The organism is Ercella succinigenes (assembly GCF_900002895.1).
Genome location: NZ_CDHP01000010.1, coordinates 34,381 through 54,905 on the forward strand (window position 1 = coordinate 34,381; position 20,525 = coordinate 54,905).

General features: G+C 35.7%; 15 protein-coding genes. 7 read left to right on the forward strand and 8 right to left on the reverse strand.

Going from position 1 to position 20,525, the window contains the following annotated elements; genetic code table 11:
• Positions 1-191 precede the first annotated feature (191 nt).
• The 7 genes from AC0KSB_RS03180 to AC0KSB_RS03210 all read left to right on the forward strand — a co-directional run bounded on the left by AC0KSB_RS03180 (position 192) and on the right by AC0KSB_RS03210 (position 10,054).
• Complete coding sequence (locus AC0KSB_RS03180) at positions 192-1,835, forward strand: class I adenylate-forming enzyme family protein (RefSeq protein ID WP_472306651.1); 1,644 nt, start codon at positions 192-194, stop codon at positions 1,833-1,835.
• On the forward strand, positions 1,825-3,411 hold the full coding sequence (locus AC0KSB_RS03185) for an acyl CoA:acetate/3-ketoacid CoA transferase (protein WP_472306653.1): 1,587 nt from the start codon (positions 1,825-1,827) through the stop codon (positions 3,409-3,411). Before AC0KSB_RS03180 ends, AC0KSB_RS03185 begins: the two co-directional genes overlap by 11 nt.
• 39 nt (positions 3,412-3,450) lie before the next feature.
• The gene (gene fabG, locus AC0KSB_RS03190; RefSeq protein ID WP_472306655.1) at positions 3,451-4,188 is read left to right on the forward strand and encodes a 3-oxoacyl-ACP reductase FabG; all 738 of its coding nucleotides are present in this window, start codon (positions 3,451-3,453) and stop codon (positions 4,186-4,188) included.
• 52 nt (positions 4,189-4,240) lie between these two features.
• Entirely contained in the window at positions 4,241-5,422 is a 1,182-nt protein-coding gene (locus AC0KSB_RS03195) for a thiolase family protein (protein ID WP_472306657.1), read from the forward strand.
• A gap of 64 nt (positions 5,423-5,486) precedes the next feature.
• Positions 5,487-6,626, forward strand: a complete 1,140-nt coding sequence (locus tag AC0KSB_RS03200) for a glycerate kinase (RefSeq protein WP_472306659.1) — start codon at positions 5,487-5,489, stop codon at positions 6,624-6,626.
• 150 nt (positions 6,627-6,776) lie between these two features.
• Positions 6,777-8,495, forward strand: coding sequence for a sensor histidine kinase (locus tag AC0KSB_RS03205; RefSeq protein WP_472306661.1), 1,719 nt, complete (start codon positions 6,777-6,779; stop codon positions 8,493-8,495).
• Between the two features lie 2 nt (positions 8,496-8,497).
• Positions 8,498-10,054, forward strand: coding sequence for a response regulator transcription factor (locus tag AC0KSB_RS03210; protein WP_472306663.1), 1,557 nt, complete (start codon positions 8,498-8,500; stop codon positions 10,052-10,054).
• Here AC0KSB_RS03210 and AC0KSB_RS03215 read toward each other — a convergent pair.
• Genes AC0KSB_RS03215 through AC0KSB_RS03250 form a run of 8 tightly spaced genes read right to left on the reverse strand, consistent with a single transcriptional unit; the run spans position 10,049 to position 20,441 of the window.
• The gene (locus AC0KSB_RS03215) at positions 10,049-10,996 is read right to left on the reverse strand and encodes an ROK family protein (RefSeq protein ID WP_472306665.1); all 948 of its coding nucleotides are present in this window, start codon (positions 10,994-10,996) and stop codon (positions 10,049-10,051) included. The genes AC0KSB_RS03210 and AC0KSB_RS03215 overlap by 6 nt on opposite strands.
• Positions 10,997-10,999: 3 nt before the next feature.
• Entirely contained in the window at positions 11,000-13,645 is a 2,646-nt protein-coding gene (locus tag AC0KSB_RS03220; RefSeq protein WP_472306667.1) for a transglutaminase-like domain-containing protein, read from the reverse strand.
• Between the two features lie 35 nt (positions 13,646-13,680).
• Positions 13,681-14,430 (reverse strand): copper homeostasis protein CutC, encoded by a 750-nt coding sequence (locus AC0KSB_RS03225; RefSeq protein ID WP_472306668.1) that lies wholly within the window; start codon positions 14,428-14,430, stop codon positions 13,681-13,683.
• Complete coding sequence (locus AC0KSB_RS03230) at positions 14,430-15,839, reverse strand: M17 family metallopeptidase (RefSeq protein WP_472306670.1); 1,410 nt, start codon at positions 15,837-15,839, stop codon at positions 14,430-14,432. Before AC0KSB_RS03230 ends, AC0KSB_RS03225 begins: the two co-directional genes overlap by 1 nt.
• Complete coding sequence (locus AC0KSB_RS03235; RefSeq protein WP_472306672.1) at positions 15,829-16,680, reverse strand: YitT family protein; 852 nt, start codon at positions 16,678-16,680, stop codon at positions 15,829-15,831. Before AC0KSB_RS03235 ends, AC0KSB_RS03230 begins: the two co-directional genes overlap by 11 nt.
• The gene (locus AC0KSB_RS03240) at positions 16,667-18,682 is read right to left on the reverse strand and encodes an alpha-amylase family protein (RefSeq protein ID WP_472306674.1); all 2,016 of its coding nucleotides are present in this window, start codon (positions 18,680-18,682) and stop codon (positions 16,667-16,669) included. The genes AC0KSB_RS03235 and AC0KSB_RS03240 overlap by 14 nt, the downstream gene beginning before the upstream one ends.
• 14 nt (positions 18,683-18,696) lie before the next feature.
• On the reverse strand, positions 18,697-19,545 hold the full coding sequence (locus tag AC0KSB_RS03245; protein ID WP_472306676.1) for a carbohydrate ABC transporter permease: 849 nt from the start codon (positions 19,543-19,545) through the stop codon (positions 18,697-18,699).
• Positions 19,545-20,441 carry a carbohydrate ABC transporter permease gene (locus tag AC0KSB_RS03250; protein ID WP_472306678.1) on the reverse strand — a complete coding sequence of 299 codons (897 nt, stop codon included), beginning with the start codon at positions 20,439-20,441 and terminating at the stop codon, positions 19,545-19,547. Before AC0KSB_RS03250 ends, AC0KSB_RS03245 begins: the two co-directional genes overlap by 1 nt.
• Positions 20,442-20,525 lie beyond the last annotated feature (84 nt).

Below are 20,525 nucleotides of genomic sequence, written 5' to 3' on the forward strand. Positions count from 1 at the left end.
TCGCGAACCCGTCGTGAAACAACAAAAATATTTCACTCTAAAAACAGGAAAATTCACAACTGTTTTTTCAAAAACTCGTGAAAAAGGACATTATAGCTCTCAGATATACTCTTTTTATTGAAATATTTCACACAGAGCGTATAATCACAAGTGAAACAAGCAAAAAAATTCACAAATTCAAGGTGATTAACATGTTTACATACCATCAATTCTCAATTACTGAATATGTTATTAAAAATAACAAATATGAATCTTATCCAGATATACCTGGATCGGTTTACGACACGCTAAAATTATCTGCCAAAAATTTTCCTGAAAAAACAGCCTTACTTGAATCTGACAAAAAAATAACCTTCAAAGAATTAGATCAAAGGGTATGTCAATTAGCAAATAATCTGAGAAATAACTATGACATAAAAAAAGGAGATATTTGTTCAATTATGGCAGTTAATAGTATTGATTTTTGCATTTCCTTCTATGCAGTATTAAAGTTGGGCGCTATTGCCATGCCTATAAGTACAAAGTTAAAAGCAGAAGAAATACTATTTCCTTTAAAAAACTCTAAAAGCAGAATCATCATCACTGATGAAGCATGGTTTTCTCAGATAAATGAAATAATTACTGATACATTTATCGAAAAAGTACTAATTACTGACAACAAAATATATTTTGGTAAAAGCAAAAAACAGGTAAACTCTGTTAAAACAAAAAAAATCTCAGATTTAGGAAATTCTACTTGCACAAATGAAGATGCCGATATTTCTTTGGCAGACGGTGCAGTTTTAATATACACGTCTGGTACAACAGGTATGCCTAAAGGTGCTTTAATTAATCACTTTAATATTTTGCACAGTGTATTATCATATGAAAAAATATTAAATGTTACTTCCAGTGACACAACTTTAATTTCAACCCCCATTTTTCATGTTACAGGTCTAATTGCTGTAATGTGTCTCTTCATAAAATTGGGAGCAACAGCATATCTACACTTCAACTTTAATGCCAGAAAGACAATAAATTGCATTAAAGAAAATGAGATTTCATTTTTTCATGCTTCTCCTACAATTTATCAATTGATCATCGAAGAATTAGCAGAAAAAGAGATGCTGAACAGTTTGATGAAATGTGTCTGCGGAAGTGCCAATTTACCAATCAATATTATCAGACAGCTTAAAATGCACAACAAAGAGCTAAAAATGTTTCCGGTATATGGTTTAACAGAGACATCTTCTCCTGCAGCAATAATGCCTTTCGATCCATTAGGCAGTAATAAAGAAGGTTCTTCCGGCATAGCGATTCCGGGAATGCAAATTAGAATAGTCGATCAATTACATGGCAAAGAATTGCCTAGAAATAACGTCGGCCTTTTGGAAGTAAAGGGAAGCAGTGTTATTTCTGGCTATTTATCAGCCACTAAAGAGGACAAAAAAGCTTTTAAGGATGGTTGGTTTAATACAGGTGACATAGGCCTGATGGATGAAGAAAATTTTATTTTTATCTTAGATCGCGTGAAAGATATGATAAATAGAGGTGGAGAAAAAATATATTCAATAGAAGTAGAAAACGCAATTAATTCTCACCCGAAAGTTCTTGAATGCTCCGTAATCGCTTTTGAAGATAAAGTCTTTGGAGAAGTGCCTCATGCCATTATTCGGATAAAAGACGATTTTTTGCTAACAGAAAAAGATTTAAATGAATATTTATTGCCTAAAATTGCTAAATATAAAATACCTGCATCTTATGACTTTGTAAGTCAGATTCCCAAAACAGAAAACGGAAAGATCAATAAGAAAAAAATCAGAGAAATTTTACAGGAGAAACAAAATGGCATTTAAAGCAAATTTTATCACAGCAGATGAAGCAGCATCTTTAGTCAAAAACGAATCAACTATTTGCACAATAGGTATGTCTTTGATTAGCGCAAGCGAAAGTATTCTTAAAGCCTTGGAAAAAAGTTATCTAGAAAAAAATTCTCCCCGAAATCTAACCTATGTGCACTCGGCAGGGCAATGTGATCGCCAAAGAGGAAACCAGCATCTGGCTCATCAGGGTATGGTCAAGAAAATTATCGGCAGTCATTGGGGACTAGCACCCAAATGGATGGAAATGATTAGCAATAATCAGGTAGAAGCCTATTGTCTTCCTCAAGGACAAATGACCCACCTTTACAGGGCAATGGCTGCAGGAAAACTTGGTGAAATATCAAAAATCGGGTTAGGTACATTCATAGATCCTCGAATAGAAGGCGGTAAAATGAATGATATAACCAAAAAATTACCCGATATATCTTCTGTCATTGAGATAAAAGAAGAAGAGTATATTCTATATCATTCCATTCCTTTGGATGTGGTAATCATAAGAGGAACCTGCTGCGATGAAATGGGAAATCTGACAACAACGGAAGAGGCAATGAAGTTAGAGATAATGCCAGCCGTTCTCGCTGCCAAAAGATTTGGTGGCAAAGTAATTGCACAGGTAAAAAGGATTGCCCAAAAGGGAACTTTACATCCTAAAAGCATTACAGTACCTGGAGTTTTCATTGACGCCATTGTAGTTTGTGAGAATCCTGATATAGATCATAGACAAACCTCTTCATGGGTATATGATCCTTCATATTCTGGTGACTTGAGAGAACCTTTGTCAAGCATAAAACCTTTACCTCTCAGTATTAGGAAAATTATAGGCAGACGGGCAGTAATGGAAATGCATCAAGGATGTGTCGTTAATCTTGGTACAGGTATACCTAATGATGTTGTCGGCTCAATAGTTGAAGAAGAGAACGCAAGTGATAATGTGATGATTACAGTAGAGTCCGGAATTTACGGAGGTATTCAAGCGGGTGGAATAGATTTTGGCATCGGAAAAAATCTCTGGGCCATGATTGAACATGATGTACAGATGGATTATTACAATGGTGCAGGTGTAGATATAACATTTATGGGTGCAGGAGAAATAGATGTAAATGCAAACGTAAATTCTACTAAATTAGGATCTAAATGCACAGGAGCAGGTGGATTTATCGATATTACGCAAAATGCGAAGCATGTAATTTTTTGCTCGACATTTACAGCAGGCAATCTGGACATATCCTGTAATAATGGCAATCTAATAATAAACCAGGAAGGTAAAATCAAAAAATTTGTTAAGCAGGTTAAACAAGTTTCCTACAACGGTGAACTTGCAAGAAAGAATAATCAAAAAATGCATTTTATAACTGAACGCGCCGTTTTTGAATTAAAAAAGGAAGGTTTGGTATTAACAGAGATTGCTCCAGGCATTGATTTGAAAAAAGATATTCTCGAGCAAATGGATTTTAAGCCTATTATCAGCTCTGAATTAAAACTTATGCCAAAAGAAATTTTTGAAGAAGGTTTGTTTGGATTAAAAAAGCATATTGTCGAAAAAAATTAATTTACAAAATTATTTTACAGTAGGAAAGGATGTAGAAAAATGACTTTAAAAGGTAAAATTGCAATTGTAACAGGTTCTGGCAGAGGGTTGGGCAAAGGAATAGCAATAAAACTTGCCGAAGAAGGTGCTACAGTTATTGTGAGTGATTTAGATCATGAAACAGCGTCTAACTGTGCAAAAGAAATAATGGAATCAGGAGGAAATGCTTTAGCACTCCAATTAAATGTTGCAAACAATGATTCCGTAAAAGAATTGTTCAGTAATATAATGCAAAATTATGGACGGGTGGATATTGTTGTAAACAATGCCGGGATTAACAAAGATTCTATGCTGCACAAAATGGATTTAGAAAAATGGGAACAAGTTATTGCAGTTAATTTGACAGGAACTTTTTACGTGACTCAGGAAGCAGCCAAAATAATGCGGGAACAAAATTCCGGCAGAATAATAAATATTTCCTCAGCCAGTTGGCAGGGAAATATTGGCCAGGCAAATTATGCTGCAGCTAAAGCAGGAGTAATTGGTTTGACAAAAACCGCTGCTAGAGAATTAGCAAGAAAAAATATAACTGTAAACGCTATTTGTCCAGGATTTATTGAAACAGATATGACAAAGGGAGTACCCGATAAAGTCTGGGATATTATGGTTTCGAAAATTCCTCTTGGCCGGGTAGGAAAGCCTTCAGACGTAGCAAATATGGTTGCTTTTTTAGCTTCAGATGATGCTGCCTATATTACTTCAGAAGTAATTAATGTTGGTGGTGGCATGATCCTTTAAATATTTTTTATATGTACTTCTATAGAGATTAAGATAATGAGAGGATCGACAAATGAAAAGAGTATTTATTATTAGTGGTGCGAGAACAGCTATAGGTGGGTTTATGGGTTCTTTATCTGGAGTAAATCAGATAGACCTGGGAGCCGCAGTAGTTAGAGAAGCGATCAACAGATCTGGAATAGAGAATAATGAAGTAGATGAAGTTATTGTTGGAAATGTTGGTCAGGTTGCAGAAAGCGGCTTCATAGCCAGAGCAGTTATGCTTAAAGCAGGATTACCCAAAGAAACAACTGCTTATTCTATTAATCGTCAGTGTGGTTCTGGATTGCAAGCAATAACCGATGCAGCCATGAAAATACAAATGGGAAAAGCCGATATCATTGTTGCCTGCGGAACAGAGAATATGAGTCAGGTTCCTTTTTATCTAAAAGGAATTCGGAACGGAATAAAAATGGGTCACAGCGAAATGGAAGATGGGCTCATAGATTTACTTACCTGGCCACTTGGCCCTTTTCACAATGGCATGACAGCTGAAAATGTAGCAGAAAAGTATAACATAAGCAGACAAGAGCAAGATGAGTTCGCTTTAGAAAGTCAAAATAAGGCAATTGCGGCTATAGAGGCAGGCAAATTTAATCCGGAGATAATTTCTATAGATATTAAGCAGAAAAAAGAAATAATTAGTTTCTGTCAGGACGAACATGTACGTTCAGGATTAACAATGGAAAAATTAGCTAAGCTTAGACCAGCTTTTAAAACCGGCGGAAGTGTAACAGCAGCAAATTCATCCGGAATTAATGATGGTGCTGCAGCAGTTGTAGTAATAAGTGAAGACAAAATGAAAACCCTTGGCTTAAAACCATCTATGGAATTTATTGATTATGATCTAGCAGGTAATGAACCTGAACTAATGGGTTTTGCACCGGCACTTTCCACAAAAAAACTTATAAACAGACTAGGCATTAAAGTTTCAGACATAGACATCGTTGAGTTAAACGAAGCTTTTGCATCACAGTCTATTGCCGTAATAAAAGACTTAAGTCTTGATAAAAACAAGGTTAATCCTAATGGCGGAGCTATAGCTCTGGGACATCCGGTAGGAGCTACAGGATGCATTTTGCCTGTAAAAATGATGTATGAAATGGAAAGATCAGGAGCATCACTTGGCTTAGTAACTATGTGCATAGGCGGTGGACAAGGTATTTCTGCTTTATTCAAGTCTTGTAAATGTTAAAAATTAATACAAAACTAAATGCAGTATGTTTTGAAATTAATTTTATTAATAAACGGAGAAGCAAATGGTAAAAAAAATATTATTAGCCCCCGATTCATATAAGGGAACAATGTCAGCACAAAAAGTCTGCGAAATAATGGAATTAGCAATTAAAAGTATCCTGCCAGATGTTTCAGTAATAAAGATGCCTGTTTCAGACGGTGGTGAAGGTTTAGTTTCTGCGTTTATGTCTGTTTCAACCGGAAAATACCATAATATTTTGGTAAATGATCCTTTGAACAGAAAGATAAAAGCAGAATATGCTATTCTTGATGATGGCACTGCAATAATTGAAATGGCCTCTGCTTCAGGGCTCCCTCTTCTAAAGAAGGGGGAGCGCAATCCTTTGCTGACAAGCAGTAAAGGTGTGGGCGAACTAATCATTGATGCACTCAATCAAGGGTGCTCAAAAATTTTGCTTGGACTTGGAGGTAGCTCAACAAACGATGGCGGCATGGGAGCGGCGCATGCACTAGGTTTTAGATTCAGAGGAAAAGACAATCTCTATATAAACAATTTAAACGGGCAAGGCCTTGGGGAAATAGAAAATATAGATATTTCAGGAGTAGATCCGAGATTAAATGACGTCGATATCAAAATTGCATGCGATGTTACTAATCCCTTGCATGGTCAAAATGGATCTGCTTACATCTTTGCCCCACAAAAAGGTGCAACTGCCAGCGATGTTGAAATCCTTGATCGAAACTTAAAAAATTATGCCAAGGTCATAAAAAAACAATTTAATTTAGACCCTCAACAAATAGCAGGTACAGGCGCCGCCGGGGGGCTGGCAATACCGTTTCTTTTGTTAAAAAGAACGAAAATAGAATCTGGCTTGGACATTATTCTCGAACATTTGAATTTTAGAGAAACAGCAAGAGATTGTGACATTGTAATAACAGGAGAAGGTAAAACAGATCATCAGAGTGCCATGGGCAAAGTATTGTCGGGTGTTGCTAAAATCGCTGCAGAAGAAAAAATTCCGGTTATAGCTTTATCTGGCGGTTTAAATGAAGGATATGATGCTTTATATAATGTTGGTATGAGTGCTTTGTTTTCTACATGCAGACAAATAATGACTCTTGACGAAGCACTTTCTACAGCACAAGAAAGCCTTTATTCTGCTACTATAGATTTATTTAGACTTATAAAGGCAATATCTTAGTTAAGCGGCAAATCCCTTTATCTATATGTTCAATCAAATTCATAAGCTTTGTTTTTATTTCAAAAGGTCAATCATTGTTAACCTGGCTATATGTTTTATGCCTCCGGTATATGATAGAATATAAAGAGTCTACACGGAGGCAAATAAACATTGTACAGCTATAAAAAGCGTGATTCCACCTCTATCAACAAGGCTTTTTTTCGAGCGATGTCAGGCTTGGCTTTCGCCTCTATTATCATTTTGCTTACAGTTTCATCTGCAATATTTTTTAACAGAATTCTGGATATTGAAGGCAAAGCATCTCAAAATCAGCTTAGCTATGTAGCAGATCAAATGGACTATTATTTAGACGCTGTTGACAATTTTTCTAAAACTATAATGGTTGATACTGATATACAAGGCTACATGATAAAACATATAAGCGGGAAAGAATCACTTAATGCGATCGACCAGATGAATATAAAGCGAAAAATAAGCCATATAATTCAATCCACTAATTTTATACATTCTGTTACTCTTTATTCTCCTGATGGAGAAAGAATAACAACAACAGAAATTTTCCCATATTCAGCGAGCCTTGAAGAATCTCTAATGGCTGATAATGCAATCTGGCAGCCCAGATATAAGCATTCAAATACGAATCGTTCAATTGTACTATATACCCACTCATTAATTAGACCTTTCTACGATTATACTACTGCTGCTTTAATCGGTTATATAGAAATCGTTCTTCCCGAAAGTACAATAGCAAATATTTATAGCGATAAAATAAGTGAAACAAGTAATTTATTTATCCTAAATTCAAATGGAATTATTGAAAGTTCAATTTCTCCTGCAAAAGTGGGAACTTACTATGAGGATTTTGAGAAAGTTATTTTTCTTGATGATAGCAAGATAAACCTAAATAACAGGATGCTTGTCTTTTCCCGTCATTTTTCTTCTCTTGACTGGTATATTGTCAGTGAAGTTGATATTATAGCTTTAATGGAGCCGACATTCGCTGCTTTTGGTCTTGCTTTAATAATTACTTTTATAGTTATAATTGCCAGTTTAATGGTATCTCACAGACTGGCAAAATCTATTACCAGACCTGTTTACAGTCTTATAGATCACACTCAAAAAATAAAACAAGGAAACTGGACACCTATGGAAGGCTCTGCTGTTTACAGCGATATAAATACTCTTTTTATTGAATTTAATGATATGATAAAGGCTCAGGAAATTTTGAAAAATGATTTGCTAGCTTCCGAGAAACAAAAAAACAAGCTCTCTATGGATTTACTGCAAGAACAAATTAATCCTCACTTTTTATATAATACTCTTGATAATATATGTGCTGTTGCTGAAGTCGGAGAGAAAGAAACTCTTATAGATCTTGTAATGAATCTTTCGACATTCTATCGCAAAGGTTTAAGCGATGGTTTGAATCGTATTACTATCGATAAAGAACTGGAAATAACACGGGCATATCTACATATTATGAGTGTAAGGTATTTCAATAAATTTGAATATGAAATAAACTGTCCTGATCATCTTAAAAATTACAGTTGTATTAAATTCTTACTTCAACCCATTGTGGAAAATAGCATCTATCATGGTATCAAACCTATCGATGATCATGGCTTTATTTCTATAAATGTTTCAGATATGGGCGAAAGTATAATTTTTAGCATCAGAGACAATGGTATAGGAATAGATGAATATAAACTGCAAACAATAAGACAAAAAAGAAAGTCCGGTCATTTTGGTGTCAATAACATCCACGAGCGCATACAGTTATATTATGGATCTGAATTTGGACTTGAACTCGCAAATCATCCTGATGGTGGCTGTATTGCCACTATCAAAATAGGTAAAGAGGAGATATAACAATGCCTTATAATGTGGTAATTGCCGATGATGAATATTTCATAAGACAACGTCTCAAGAAAATAATTTCATGGGATGATCTGAATTTGACTTTCGTAGGGGAAGCTGAAAACGGCTATGAATTAATTGAATTAATTAGCCAAAAACAGGTAGACATCGTTTTGCTTGATATTAAAATGCCTCAGATGACGGGAATGGAAGCAGCTAAAATAATTAGTCAGGACAATCCATTGATAAAAATTGTAATTCTTTCAGGTTTTGATGATTTTAATTATGCACGCTCAGCTATGCGCTACGGTGTAGTTGATTACCTTTTGAAGCCGGTGGATCCTGAAGAATTAAAAAAAGTTTTAATTAGATGCAAGGATTCTATTATCAAGGAGCAAGAACAAGACAATAAAGATAGAAGACTTCTTCGTTATGATAGAAATCTTAGTCTTTCTGCTGTTTTGAACAGCAACATGAAACCAGAGGATCTTATTAACAAATATCCTGAATTAAAGCATGCTTTATATACACAGTTTATCGGCTGTTTTATATATTCTGAATCTGATGAGAAAATTCAGGACATAACAATATGGCTGAAAAGCAAAGGTTTCGAATGTGAATATTACAAAGAACTTGATTATTCATATGTTATACAACTGTTCCTATCAGACAAAGCCAAAATCAAAGAGGCAAAATCCTGTTTAGAAATATATGTCAAAAACAATCCCTCCGATTTTATATTTATGACTTTCTCTGAAATAATTGACATATTCTCGGCTTGGTTTCCATCATATAAACAAGTTGAGAAATTTCTTAATTATCGTTATTTTTCTAATCAGGAAACAGCAATTTCCGGCGATTTTATTTGCAATAACATCTGTAAAAAGAGCAGAGATACTTTTAGCTTTAAGGATAAAAATAAAGAAAAAAATGAAATTCCTGATATATCAAAAATTCGTCAGGGCATTCTTTTGTACCTGAACGCCCGTGATAGTGAAGGTTTTACCAAAATGGTCAGCTACTGGTTTGATCAGATTCAACTCAGAGCCGACATTGATTTTTTCTTTACAATAGTTTCAGAATTCTACTTGACATACAGCATATATTATCGTGATATGATCAATATAGAAGACAATATTGCAGATTATGTTTCGGTGATAATTAGTGAAGACTACGAATTAGAAAATATCAAAGAAGTTTTAATATCGGCTGGTTTAAGCTGCATAAAACATAGCAGCAATACTCCCTCAGACATTGTTTTAAGTAGAAAGATTGCTGCCTATATTGATGATAACTACACTAATACTGATTTGACTGTAGCCCAGATTGCAGATAAATTTCAACTAAATCCGTCTTATATGGGGAGTATTTTTAAGAAAGTCTATAATCAAAGCCTACTGCAGTACATCACACATGTTAGAATGGAAGCTTCCATAAGACTCATGGCTGACAGACGGTATAAGATGTCGGACATAGCTGAAATGGTAGGCTACACAGACGCTTTTTACTATAGTAAAAGATTTAAACAGATTTACGGAGTATCTCCTAAATCATACAGTTTGAGCTTATAGGTTTTTATAAAGCATCCCCGCACCAATGACCCCTGCATCATTTCCAAGTTCACAAGTAATAATGTCGGTTTGAGTCTTTCCACGACCCAACTCAGTTTCTACTTGTAGTTTTAATGGCAAAAGCAGATTATCACCCTCATGAGATATTCCACCTCCTAAAGCAATCGCTTGCGGTCTAAATATATGTATAATATTGGCTAGACCAATTGCAAGATATTTTACATAACGTTCTATAACAATTTTAGCTGTAGAATCGTCTTTTTTTGCAGCAACAAAAGGGATCCTTGCATCCATTAATCCATTGTTTTCTTTGACAAGTTGATTAAGCAGACTGTTTTTTTCTTTTTTTGCAGCCTTAGACGCCTCTTTTATCAGTGCCGATGCAGATGAATATTGCTCCCAGCAACCCTGACGACCGCAATTGCATGGATAACCTCCTGCCTGAATAACCACATGTCCAAGCTCGCTTCCTCCAGGATAATATCCCGAAAATATTTTGCCGCCTATAATTACTCCTCCTCCTACACCTGTCCCTAGAGTAACAGTGACGAAATCTTCATATCTTTGTCCACATCCAGCTATAAATTCTCCATAAGCAGCTGCATCTGCATCATTTGCAACATGCGTTTTAAAACCGGTTTTCTTTCCAAAAAGCTCCACCAAATGAACATTATGAAAGTTCAGATTACTGGCATAAATAATCGCCCCGCTGCGACTATTCACAAGACCAGGACTGCCGATACCAACGGCTATTATTTCCTCGGTGCCAATTTCCGCTTGCTTAATCAAATCAGCTACTAAAGCAGCCATTTTGTCGATTATATCTTGTGCTGAACCTTGCCTTCCCGTACTTATACTTTGTTTGCAGACAATTTTGCCACTCTCATTTATTAATCCTGCAACCGTATTAGTTCCTCCTAGATCTATACCAATGCTATACATTTTTCAAACCTTCCTTTCTTTTTTTTCTGCTATTTTGAGTAATAAGTCAGCAGTTCCTACATTATATCCACTAGCACTGTATATTACTGTACAATCTGATTTTAAAGTCATAATCAGAGGAAGCATGCCTGGTTCCTTATATACTCTTCTAGCAAGCGATTCCAAATTAGAAAAATCGAAAACCCTAAATTTTGTTTCTGGCAAAGATCTAATCAGCTCTATGACACTCCTGTCATTTTGTGCCTCTTTTGAAGCAGCCAAAAGAACTATCTGTATATTTGCTTCTTTAATTTTTTCAGCTCTATCCCTCAATTCATTAAGAATATGTTCCGTCGGCTCTCTTCCTTCTTCAATCCATATCATTATGGTGAGAGAATCAGGCAAAACATTGCTTCTGATAAATTCTATATCTTTCAGTATAATTTTTTCTAAAATATCTTCTATTTTGAAATTTATTGGCAGAAGATTGATTTCTTTTTTCTCCTCTGCTGTCACTATAAATTCGCTCATATTTACTGTTTGATTCCCATTAGGCAGTCTCTCACATGTTATTAATCTATACTCTCCCGGGTTCAGATAGAATTCAAGATTTTGATTTTCAAACCCTACAAACTCCGATCCTAAAGTAAAATAATGACCTTGATAAAACCAGGCAATGCTCAAGTTTTGTTTATACTGCCATAATTTTTCATCATCTTTATTTATATTTAGAATCAGTTCGGCTTTTTCATTTTTAAGCTGAGCTGCCCCGCCAGCATCAATAAATCTTCCTCCTTGCCAGTACTGAGGCACCATCTTAACAGGATCTATTCTTGCTGCAATGCCAAGTGTTCTACAGATTGCAATGAAGCAGATATCGATTGATTTTGGGTCTGCAATATCGTGCTTAATAACACTTTCAGGACTTGTTAACAACTCTGTTGCGCACAGCTCATTACTAATTTTTGTCTGACAAAAAAGCCATTTATAAATACTGGAAGGATTTTCTTTGAACTTTTTTTTCAGCTTTTCAGAAAACCATGATTCTATAAAAAGCCGCCATGAAGTTATAGGCTCAAAATATATTCTTGGACAAAGTATATATTTATCTAAGAAAGCCTGCTCTTTTAACGAAAGTTTTCCGTTCTTGCTATCTAAATCTAATTTAATTGCAGGTATTAAGTGGTCTAAAAGCAATTGGCAGGAATACTCTCTAATGTCTTTGAAATTCAACTGTTTTAGCAAACGTATAGACAGCAAATCTGCACTTATTTCTTCTTTATTTTTCCCCTCGAGCTGCTGTGCAGTTTTAATAAAAGACACTATCTGCTGCCAGTTACTTCTTGCATTGACAAGAATATCTGTAATCATACTGCGGTCTTTTTCATTGATTCTGATTAGGTCAAGTTCATGTTCCAGTCCAAGTTTCCATGCTAACTCTTTATCTTTGTATTTTTTTTGTGAAGCTGCTAATTTTCTTTCACTTTCTTTTTTAATACTGTCGGTAATATTAGTTAAAGTTTTCTCAGAATCAGAAGGTGCAAAAAAAGTAAATTCTTTGCTAGAATTTTTTGAGTAGCAATAATTCACCCTGCTTTTTTGATTATCTATGTTTAAGATAATTTCCTCATCAGAAACCTTCTCAATGAATTTTTGCACCTTTTTATTATCTTGACTGATGGCTTGAATAAACAAACTTCCTGCAGCCGTTTCAAAAAAAACCTGACCATTTTCATCTGTCATAATTGATGCAAGAGGAAACATTTCAGCAAAATTAAGTACACACAAATCAAGCCGTACATTATGCACGGGCTTTCCTTTATTATCTACAACTTTGACTTTTAGCCAAACTGTTTTTGCATATCTACTTAACTGATTCTGATAACGCTCTATTCCTTTTTTCTCAATTAAAATACTATTTTCTCCATCAGAAATATCTCCATAGGTTCGCGAATGAACCAGCATAGCTCTTGCCGCAGCATGTATAAACCAGCCATGATCAAGTACCGGCTCTGGTTCACAAGCACCCATAAAACGCCATTTTCCGTCACACCATACTTCTACCCACGCATGATTATCATCACAATGAGACCAGCGCGGAGCATATACCTGACGTGCAGGCAAGCCGAAACTACGCAAGGCAGCAACAGTAAAAGCAGACTCTTCGCCACAGCGGCCAACGCCACTGCGAAATACAGCCAATGGAGATGCGGTTCTATCGTCACCCGCCTGATATACAACATGCTCCGAACACCAATAATTTATTTCAATGGCAGTCTCTTCCATCGTAAGGTTCTTAAAACTCAAACCTTTTTCCAAAAATGATGTTTCGATTTGAGCATGAAAAAAACTTCTGCAAGAATCAATTTTTTCATTATTAATCCGATGCATTAGAATATAGTTAAGGAAAAGTTCATCCGATATTTTTTTTGAAAAAGCACTATTTTTACGAAGCCAGACAGCATGTTCAGCATAATCAAGAATAGTATCAAAGCTGCAGTCAAAAGTGTCACTAATAGGCATGGCACTGTAGAGATATTTCATGGAAATAGAACAATCCGGATCTAATTTTTTTATTTTTGAATTTACAATATCAGAAAAATCACCCAATAATTTGAGCCTCTCTTCATATGCCTGTTCAATTTTCACCCTGGTTATTTCAGAAAACATAACTTGCTCCCGTTATTTATATTTGGTCTGTTAATTTAAACAAAAGAGTCTATAATATTGCGTGCTTTTTTTATTTCTGCCTCATCTGTTTGCCATATTTCATACTCACTCATTGTTGGCAATCCCATTTTTACATCAGGATTACGCCAAACCATAGGACTGTTTATAATCTTCTTACCCGACATGTGAAAGCTTCTTATCTTTGTTTTTAACTGTATCTGCTTAATAACCGAAGCATCAATACCTCCACCTGCCATAATTTCAATACGGTCATCTGCAGCAGCAGCCATATCTCCTAGAACAGACATTCCTTGAATGCTATCAGCTTTCTGACCCGAAGTCAGAATTGTTTTAATCCCCAGATCTATAGAATCTTCAAGAGTTTTGTATGGATCCTTAGATTGATCAAAAGCCCTGTGAAGAGTTATATCTAAGCCTCCGGCTGCTGTAATAAGTTTTGCCATTCTTATCACATCGAGATTTCCATCTGGTTTTAGAATTCCTGAAACGATGCCATTTACCTCGGTATTGACAAAACGTTTGACCTGAACAAGCATAAGCTCAAATTCTTCATCTGTATAACAAAAATCTCCAAATCTTGGCCTGATAAGAACATTAATTTTTATATCACTTTTACGTCTGATTTGATTTAATACGTGTACATCAGGTGTTGTTCCGCCAATGACCAAAGAAGAACACAGTTCGAGTCTGTCGGCACCTCCACGCGAGGCAGCCAACGCTGAATCTACTGAATCTACACATGCTTCCAAAATAAATCTTTTCATTAAACACCTCTGCTAAGATAATACAATGTACTAACGGCAACGCCTGTTGCACCCTTGCTTTGAAATTCAAAAACGGGGTTATCTGTCCAAGCAGTTCCTGCTATATCCAGATGCAGCCAAGGCTTCCCTTCAGCAAAACTGCGCACAAAAAGTCCTGCAGCTATAGTGCCACAATGATCTGACCCTAGATTTTTGATATCTGCTATTTCACTTTCTAACATTTTTTGATGTTCAGCAAATGCCGGCAATAAGCAATATTGTTCGCCTGAACGTTCGGATGCTTTTAACAATAATTGTTCGAGTTCTTCGGAATCGCAAATTGCTCCTGTAATAGTAAAACCCAACATATTTGCTACAGATCCTGTAAGAGTTGCCACATCTACTATTTTATTAGCGTTAAGATTACGCACGGCGTAGCATACAGCATCAGCAAGTATAAGTCTGCCCTCGGCATCAGTATTTATAATCTCAATGCTTTTGCCAGAATAAGAGTCTATAACATCGCCTGGCAGTATTGAATTATTCGATATTCTATTTTCACAAACAGGTATCAATCCGTAAATATTTATTTGAACCTGCATTTTAGCAAGGGCTCGAATAGCTCCAATAACAGATGCAGCTCCTGCCATATCTCCTTTGATTCCAGTCATTGCAGCCGCTGGTTTAAGACAATAGCCACCAGTGTCACAAGTCACACCTTTCCCTACAAGGGCAGTTATATCGCTACTATTTAAGTCATTCAGATAACGAATAATTATAAATTCAGGTGAATAGGCACTTGATTTGCCAACATTTTCCAATGCTTTCAATCCTATTTCTGATATATCTTTATAATCAAAAATATCTATATCAACAGATGTGCCGTTAAAGCATTTTTTTATTTCTTTGGATAAATCTCCCGGACGAAGCATATTGCCAGGCTTATTAACCAAATTTCTGGCATATATTATTGATTCAGTTATTATTATGGATTCTTTAATCAAAGCTCTTATCATTTTATCTTTATCTTTGTATTGGAGGCTATAGTTTAAACAAATTTGAACATCTATAGTCTCTAGCGGCCTTTCCACCATTGCAAAACAAACTGGCTTATAAAAACCTAAAAGCAATCCCTCAACAATATCCGATATGCTATCCAGACCACCATTATCCAGAAAATCAGAAATATTTATCTCTATTTTCTTAACTTTTTCACTTTCAGAAGACAATTTAATAATATCGGTTATTTTAAAAGCAATTCTGGCAGCTGCTTCTTTAATATATATTCTCTTGTTTTTTTTAATACTGGAAGTACAAATTTCAGAAAAAAGCCACTCCATCATCAAAACGTCTGACATTATTTTGTCATTTAATTTTGTAGATATATGAGGCACTATGCGCAAATTTTCTAGTTTTTCACTATATAACATGACGGAAACCCTTTCCTTCTATAGTATTGGCTTCATTAATAATTATAAGAGCAGCAGGATCTGTTTTTCTGACTAATTTTTGCAATTGAATCGCTGAAGATTTTTCTACTGCACAAAGAATCACCCTTTGAGGGTCACGGCTGTATCCCCCTTCACCTTTTATAATCGTTATACTCCTGCCATTTCCAAGTAATGACATTCTTACTTTATCTGTACAATCAGATATTATCAGCATTAATGATCTTGCTGTATTACTATCTATAATTTTATCCATAAACAACCCTGAGACATACACAGTAACAACTGCATAAAGCATATTTTCAATGTTTTTGTATACAAATGCCGAGGCAAGTATAACTGTGCTGTTCAGCATAAACAAAATAGTTCCGGTTTTAAATAAAGGCCGCTTCATCTGCAGGAGTAATCCTAAAAGTGATATTCCACCGGTGTTTGACCGTCCAAGATGGGCAAGACCCATCCCTGCGCCCATTAAAGCACCCGCAAGCAGGGAAGCAAGCAACGGGTCTCCCCTATAAACAGGCAAGAAAACATCCATCAAATCTGTTAAAACAGATAAAAGAATAATTACTATAGTGCTACGCACAGCAAAATATCGAGGCAGCAAATCTGATCGCCATGTTATGAGTAAAAGCGGCAAGTTAAAAACAAGAACAAAAAGGCCTATGGGCAAACCGAACAAATAGTTAACTAATATTGCTATGCCACTGGCACCACCCGGAGCTATATTGTGAGGGGCAGCAAAGCTGTTTATTCCGCCTGCATACAAAATTATTCCCAGCAGGCTCAAAACAGCAGACTTAAAACTCTCATTCGTTTTCATACTGAACACAGACCATCTTATGCCCATTTATTCTATCAACAATGAAATCTATATAATCTCCGTTATAGTCGAAAGGAATCTTCACATTTTCCGGTACAGATGTTAAATCTCTTACATTTTTACCTCCAGTATAAAGACTGAACTTAGTATCATATAAGGGGATGATATCTTCAATCGTATAAATATCCTCTGAGCGTTTTTCAGTTATATAATGAAGAATATGCAAAATATCACGATTATGCTGTTTTTGTTTATTTAGTGAAGTTATTATTGTTGAAGGTCCTGAGTGATCCACTTGTTTAACCGGCAGCAATAATCTTATTGCATCCTTAATCATATGTTTGCACCAATTCGGAGCATTTTTGCGATATAAAGCAAAAACAGGATGTGAAAAATATATTACATTTTTATACTTTACTACTGCCGCATTCCCTTTTTGCCCATTAGAAGGAGCATGTTGATGCGAACAGAAAGTTTTACCAGAACGATCAAACCAAGGTTTTATTTTATCCATTATGGTTTTACTGCCTATATTTTCTTTCGGTTTAACATCATATCCTCGTAAATACATTACCAGTTCTTCTTTTGGTAAATCTCTTCCTATAACTTCATTTGGCATAACAAATTCGCGATAATACTGTGATTCACTTAAAAAATCTATACCATAAATATTATTTTCTTTTTCCCTTGCAAAGCAGGAATCATAAGATCCTAGAACCTTACCCCCTTTAGAAATATATTCAGTAAGTTTTTCTTCCAAATGTTCCTTATAATAAATAACATCCGGAAGTATCAGCAGCTCATAATTGGTAAATTCGACACTGCTGTCAATTATATCAAACTGATGTGATAGTTCCTGAAGCATTCTCACAGCACCTATAAGAGAAGGAGAGATTCCTAGATCATGTGAATCTTCTGGATAAAACTCTTCCGGAGTCAATACAGCTATGCGTGCTGCAGAAACAGAGTCTTTACACCAAGGCTCTTTTTCTTTAACCGAAGCATAGATATCTCCAATAAGATCATATGCCGAAGCAGACAATTGACAGCTAGGATGTAGTTGGTCACCAATTGAGCAGCCTGCTCCCATTGCCAACATCTGAAAACACTCAAATTCAAGAGCAGCTTTATTTTTAAGAGAATGAAAATCACCCCAGTAAGTATGAAATTTACCAGTCATTCCTATCATGTCCATTCCTAAGGTTCTGGCATATCTGCTGGTAGCTGGGAAATGATCATATCCCCAACCTCCGCTTGGCAATGATTCTAATTCAAGATGACTATAATGATTCAGAAAACTACTGCGTGTCTTAGGGCCTACATGTGAACTATTATAAAAAATTCCACAATTTGGTACGAGTTGATGTATCAAAGAAGATATTTCGTACTTGAATTCGTCCAGCATGATAGCACTGTACTTCAATCTCTCACTTTTATTTTCTGCATCCATACCCTTTTGTTTCATTTGACTACGGCAATATTGGCAGGCACAATCAACCTGGAAAAGAATATCCATAAAAAACCCATCAATATTTTCCGCACCTACTGAGTCAACAATGTCTGATAAATGCTCTTTAAAGAAATCCCTGTAAGGACTATTAAGACATATTGTATGGTAAAAATGAGGATCCGGAATATTTTGCGTATTTATGAATTTACCGTCAGACCCTATCGAAAGCCATTCTGGATGCTCACGCATAATTCGTGCATCCCATTGCACTGTAGTATATACGGGAACCTTTATACCATAATTGTGACAGGCATTTATCTGTTTAACCAAAAGATTCTTTTCTTTAAGCTGAGGATGAATAAGTCCAGGATGCTTTTGAGACTGGTAATACAGCCAGCCATGATGGCATCTGGCAAAACAGGTTATAGAATCAACAGAGGCCTGGTTCAAGGTATAAGCGAATTCATCCGAATCAAATCCGGAACCTATATTTTCAATATATTCACTGGTATGAAAATCGAGATGTATTTGTCTATATCGAATATTGTGCATAAATTTCTCCTTGTTTATTCTTTAACAGCACCTGCTGCCAGACCACCTTCCACTTTTTCCTGGAACAAAAGATAAAGCGCTGAGGGCAAGATAACAGTAATTACTATTGCTGCCATCAAGGGACCGTAATCACTCCCGCGTTCACCGTTAAAATTAAGCAATCCCAGAGCAACCGGTCTTAGTTTTCTATCATTAATGAAAAGCAACGGGAAAATAATATTGTTCCAGGCTGCCAGAAAATTAAATATGGATATTGTAGATAAAGCAGGCAAAGAAAGTGGCAACATAACATTTTTATATATTTGAAAATATGATGCTCCATCAATAACGGCAGCCTCTTCCATAGATTTATTTACTCCGCGCATAAAATTTGTCATGATTAAAACGCTAAAGGGAAGATTAAAGGCTACATAGATTAATATAAGAGCGAGTATATTATTTTTCAAATTAAACATACCTATCATATATGCTACCGGAACAAGTACAGTGTGAATAGGTATCATCATTCCAAGAGCAAAAAATACAAGCAGCGCATTATTCCCTCTAAAATTAAAACGAGATAAAATAAAAGCAGCCATAGTAGAAACAATTCCCAGAATTATTACTGTTGCAGCAGCGTGAATCACACTGTTTAAGAAATATTGACCCATGGATGCTTCTTTCCATGCAACAATATAATTTGACCACTGAATCTTTTCCGGCAATGCAAAAGGCTGAGAAAAAATTTCCAGTTTAGTTTTTAGTGAGGAAAGTATGGTAAAGGCCATTGGCATAGCAAAAACAAGCGCCATGAATATGAGAAAAAAGTACATAAAAAATTTACCAGGCGCACTATTTTGGGTTTTATTTGTTCTTATATTCATTATAGGCCACCTCGTTCATTACTTCTGCTCATAAGCTTATTGCTGCCTACAGTTCCTATCAGACAAATAACTAAGACAATTATGCCTATTGCACTACCCACGCCGTAGTGATTATATCTAAAAGCTTCATTGTACATAAGAGTTGTCGGCAAATTAGTAAGCCCATTTGGCCCACCGCCGGTCATAGCAAAGACAAGATCAAAGACTTTAACCGAACCGATGATATCAAGAAGTATGCACATGAAAAGAGTTGATTTAAGCATTGGTATAGTTATGTGAAAAAATTTACTGACGGAACTTGCTCCATCTATAGAAGCAGCTTCATATAGCTCGTCAGGTATAGTCGTAAGACCAGCTAGCAAAATAACCAGAAAATAGCCGATGCCTGCCCATATGTTTACAAAAACTATTGTATTCATTGCAGTTGAAGGATTCACCAGCCAGGGCTGAACCAAATCTGTAAATCCTATTGTCTTCAGAAAAGAGTTAAGCAAACCTGTTGGCATAAAAACAAAGTACCACATCAGTCCTATAGAAGCCATTGGAAATACTGTGGGCACAAAAAATAGTCCTTTGAAAATTTTAAAACCTCTGAAACGAGTATTTAGTGCTACTGCAAGAAGCAAAGCAACCGGAGTATGGAAAATAACACTAAAAAACACCATTCTGAGCATATTTTTCAGAGCAAGTAGAAAAGACGGATCCTTAAAAGCTGAAATGTAATTCTTAATTCCTACAAAAACCAGAGGCGATCCTGCAATACCATTCCAATCCATAAAAGAAAAGTAAATAGCAGCAATCAACGGAATTATAAGCAAAACCAGATATATAAGTATTGCCGGCAGCAAAAACATTGTTACATTTAGCTTTGCGCTGGCACTTTTAAGATTATGCAAGAGTGTTTCCTCCTTTTATTATTACTTGCCAGCTAATGTTTGCTGACAACAAAACCTCCTGGAACCCGGCAGTTCGGGCGATAT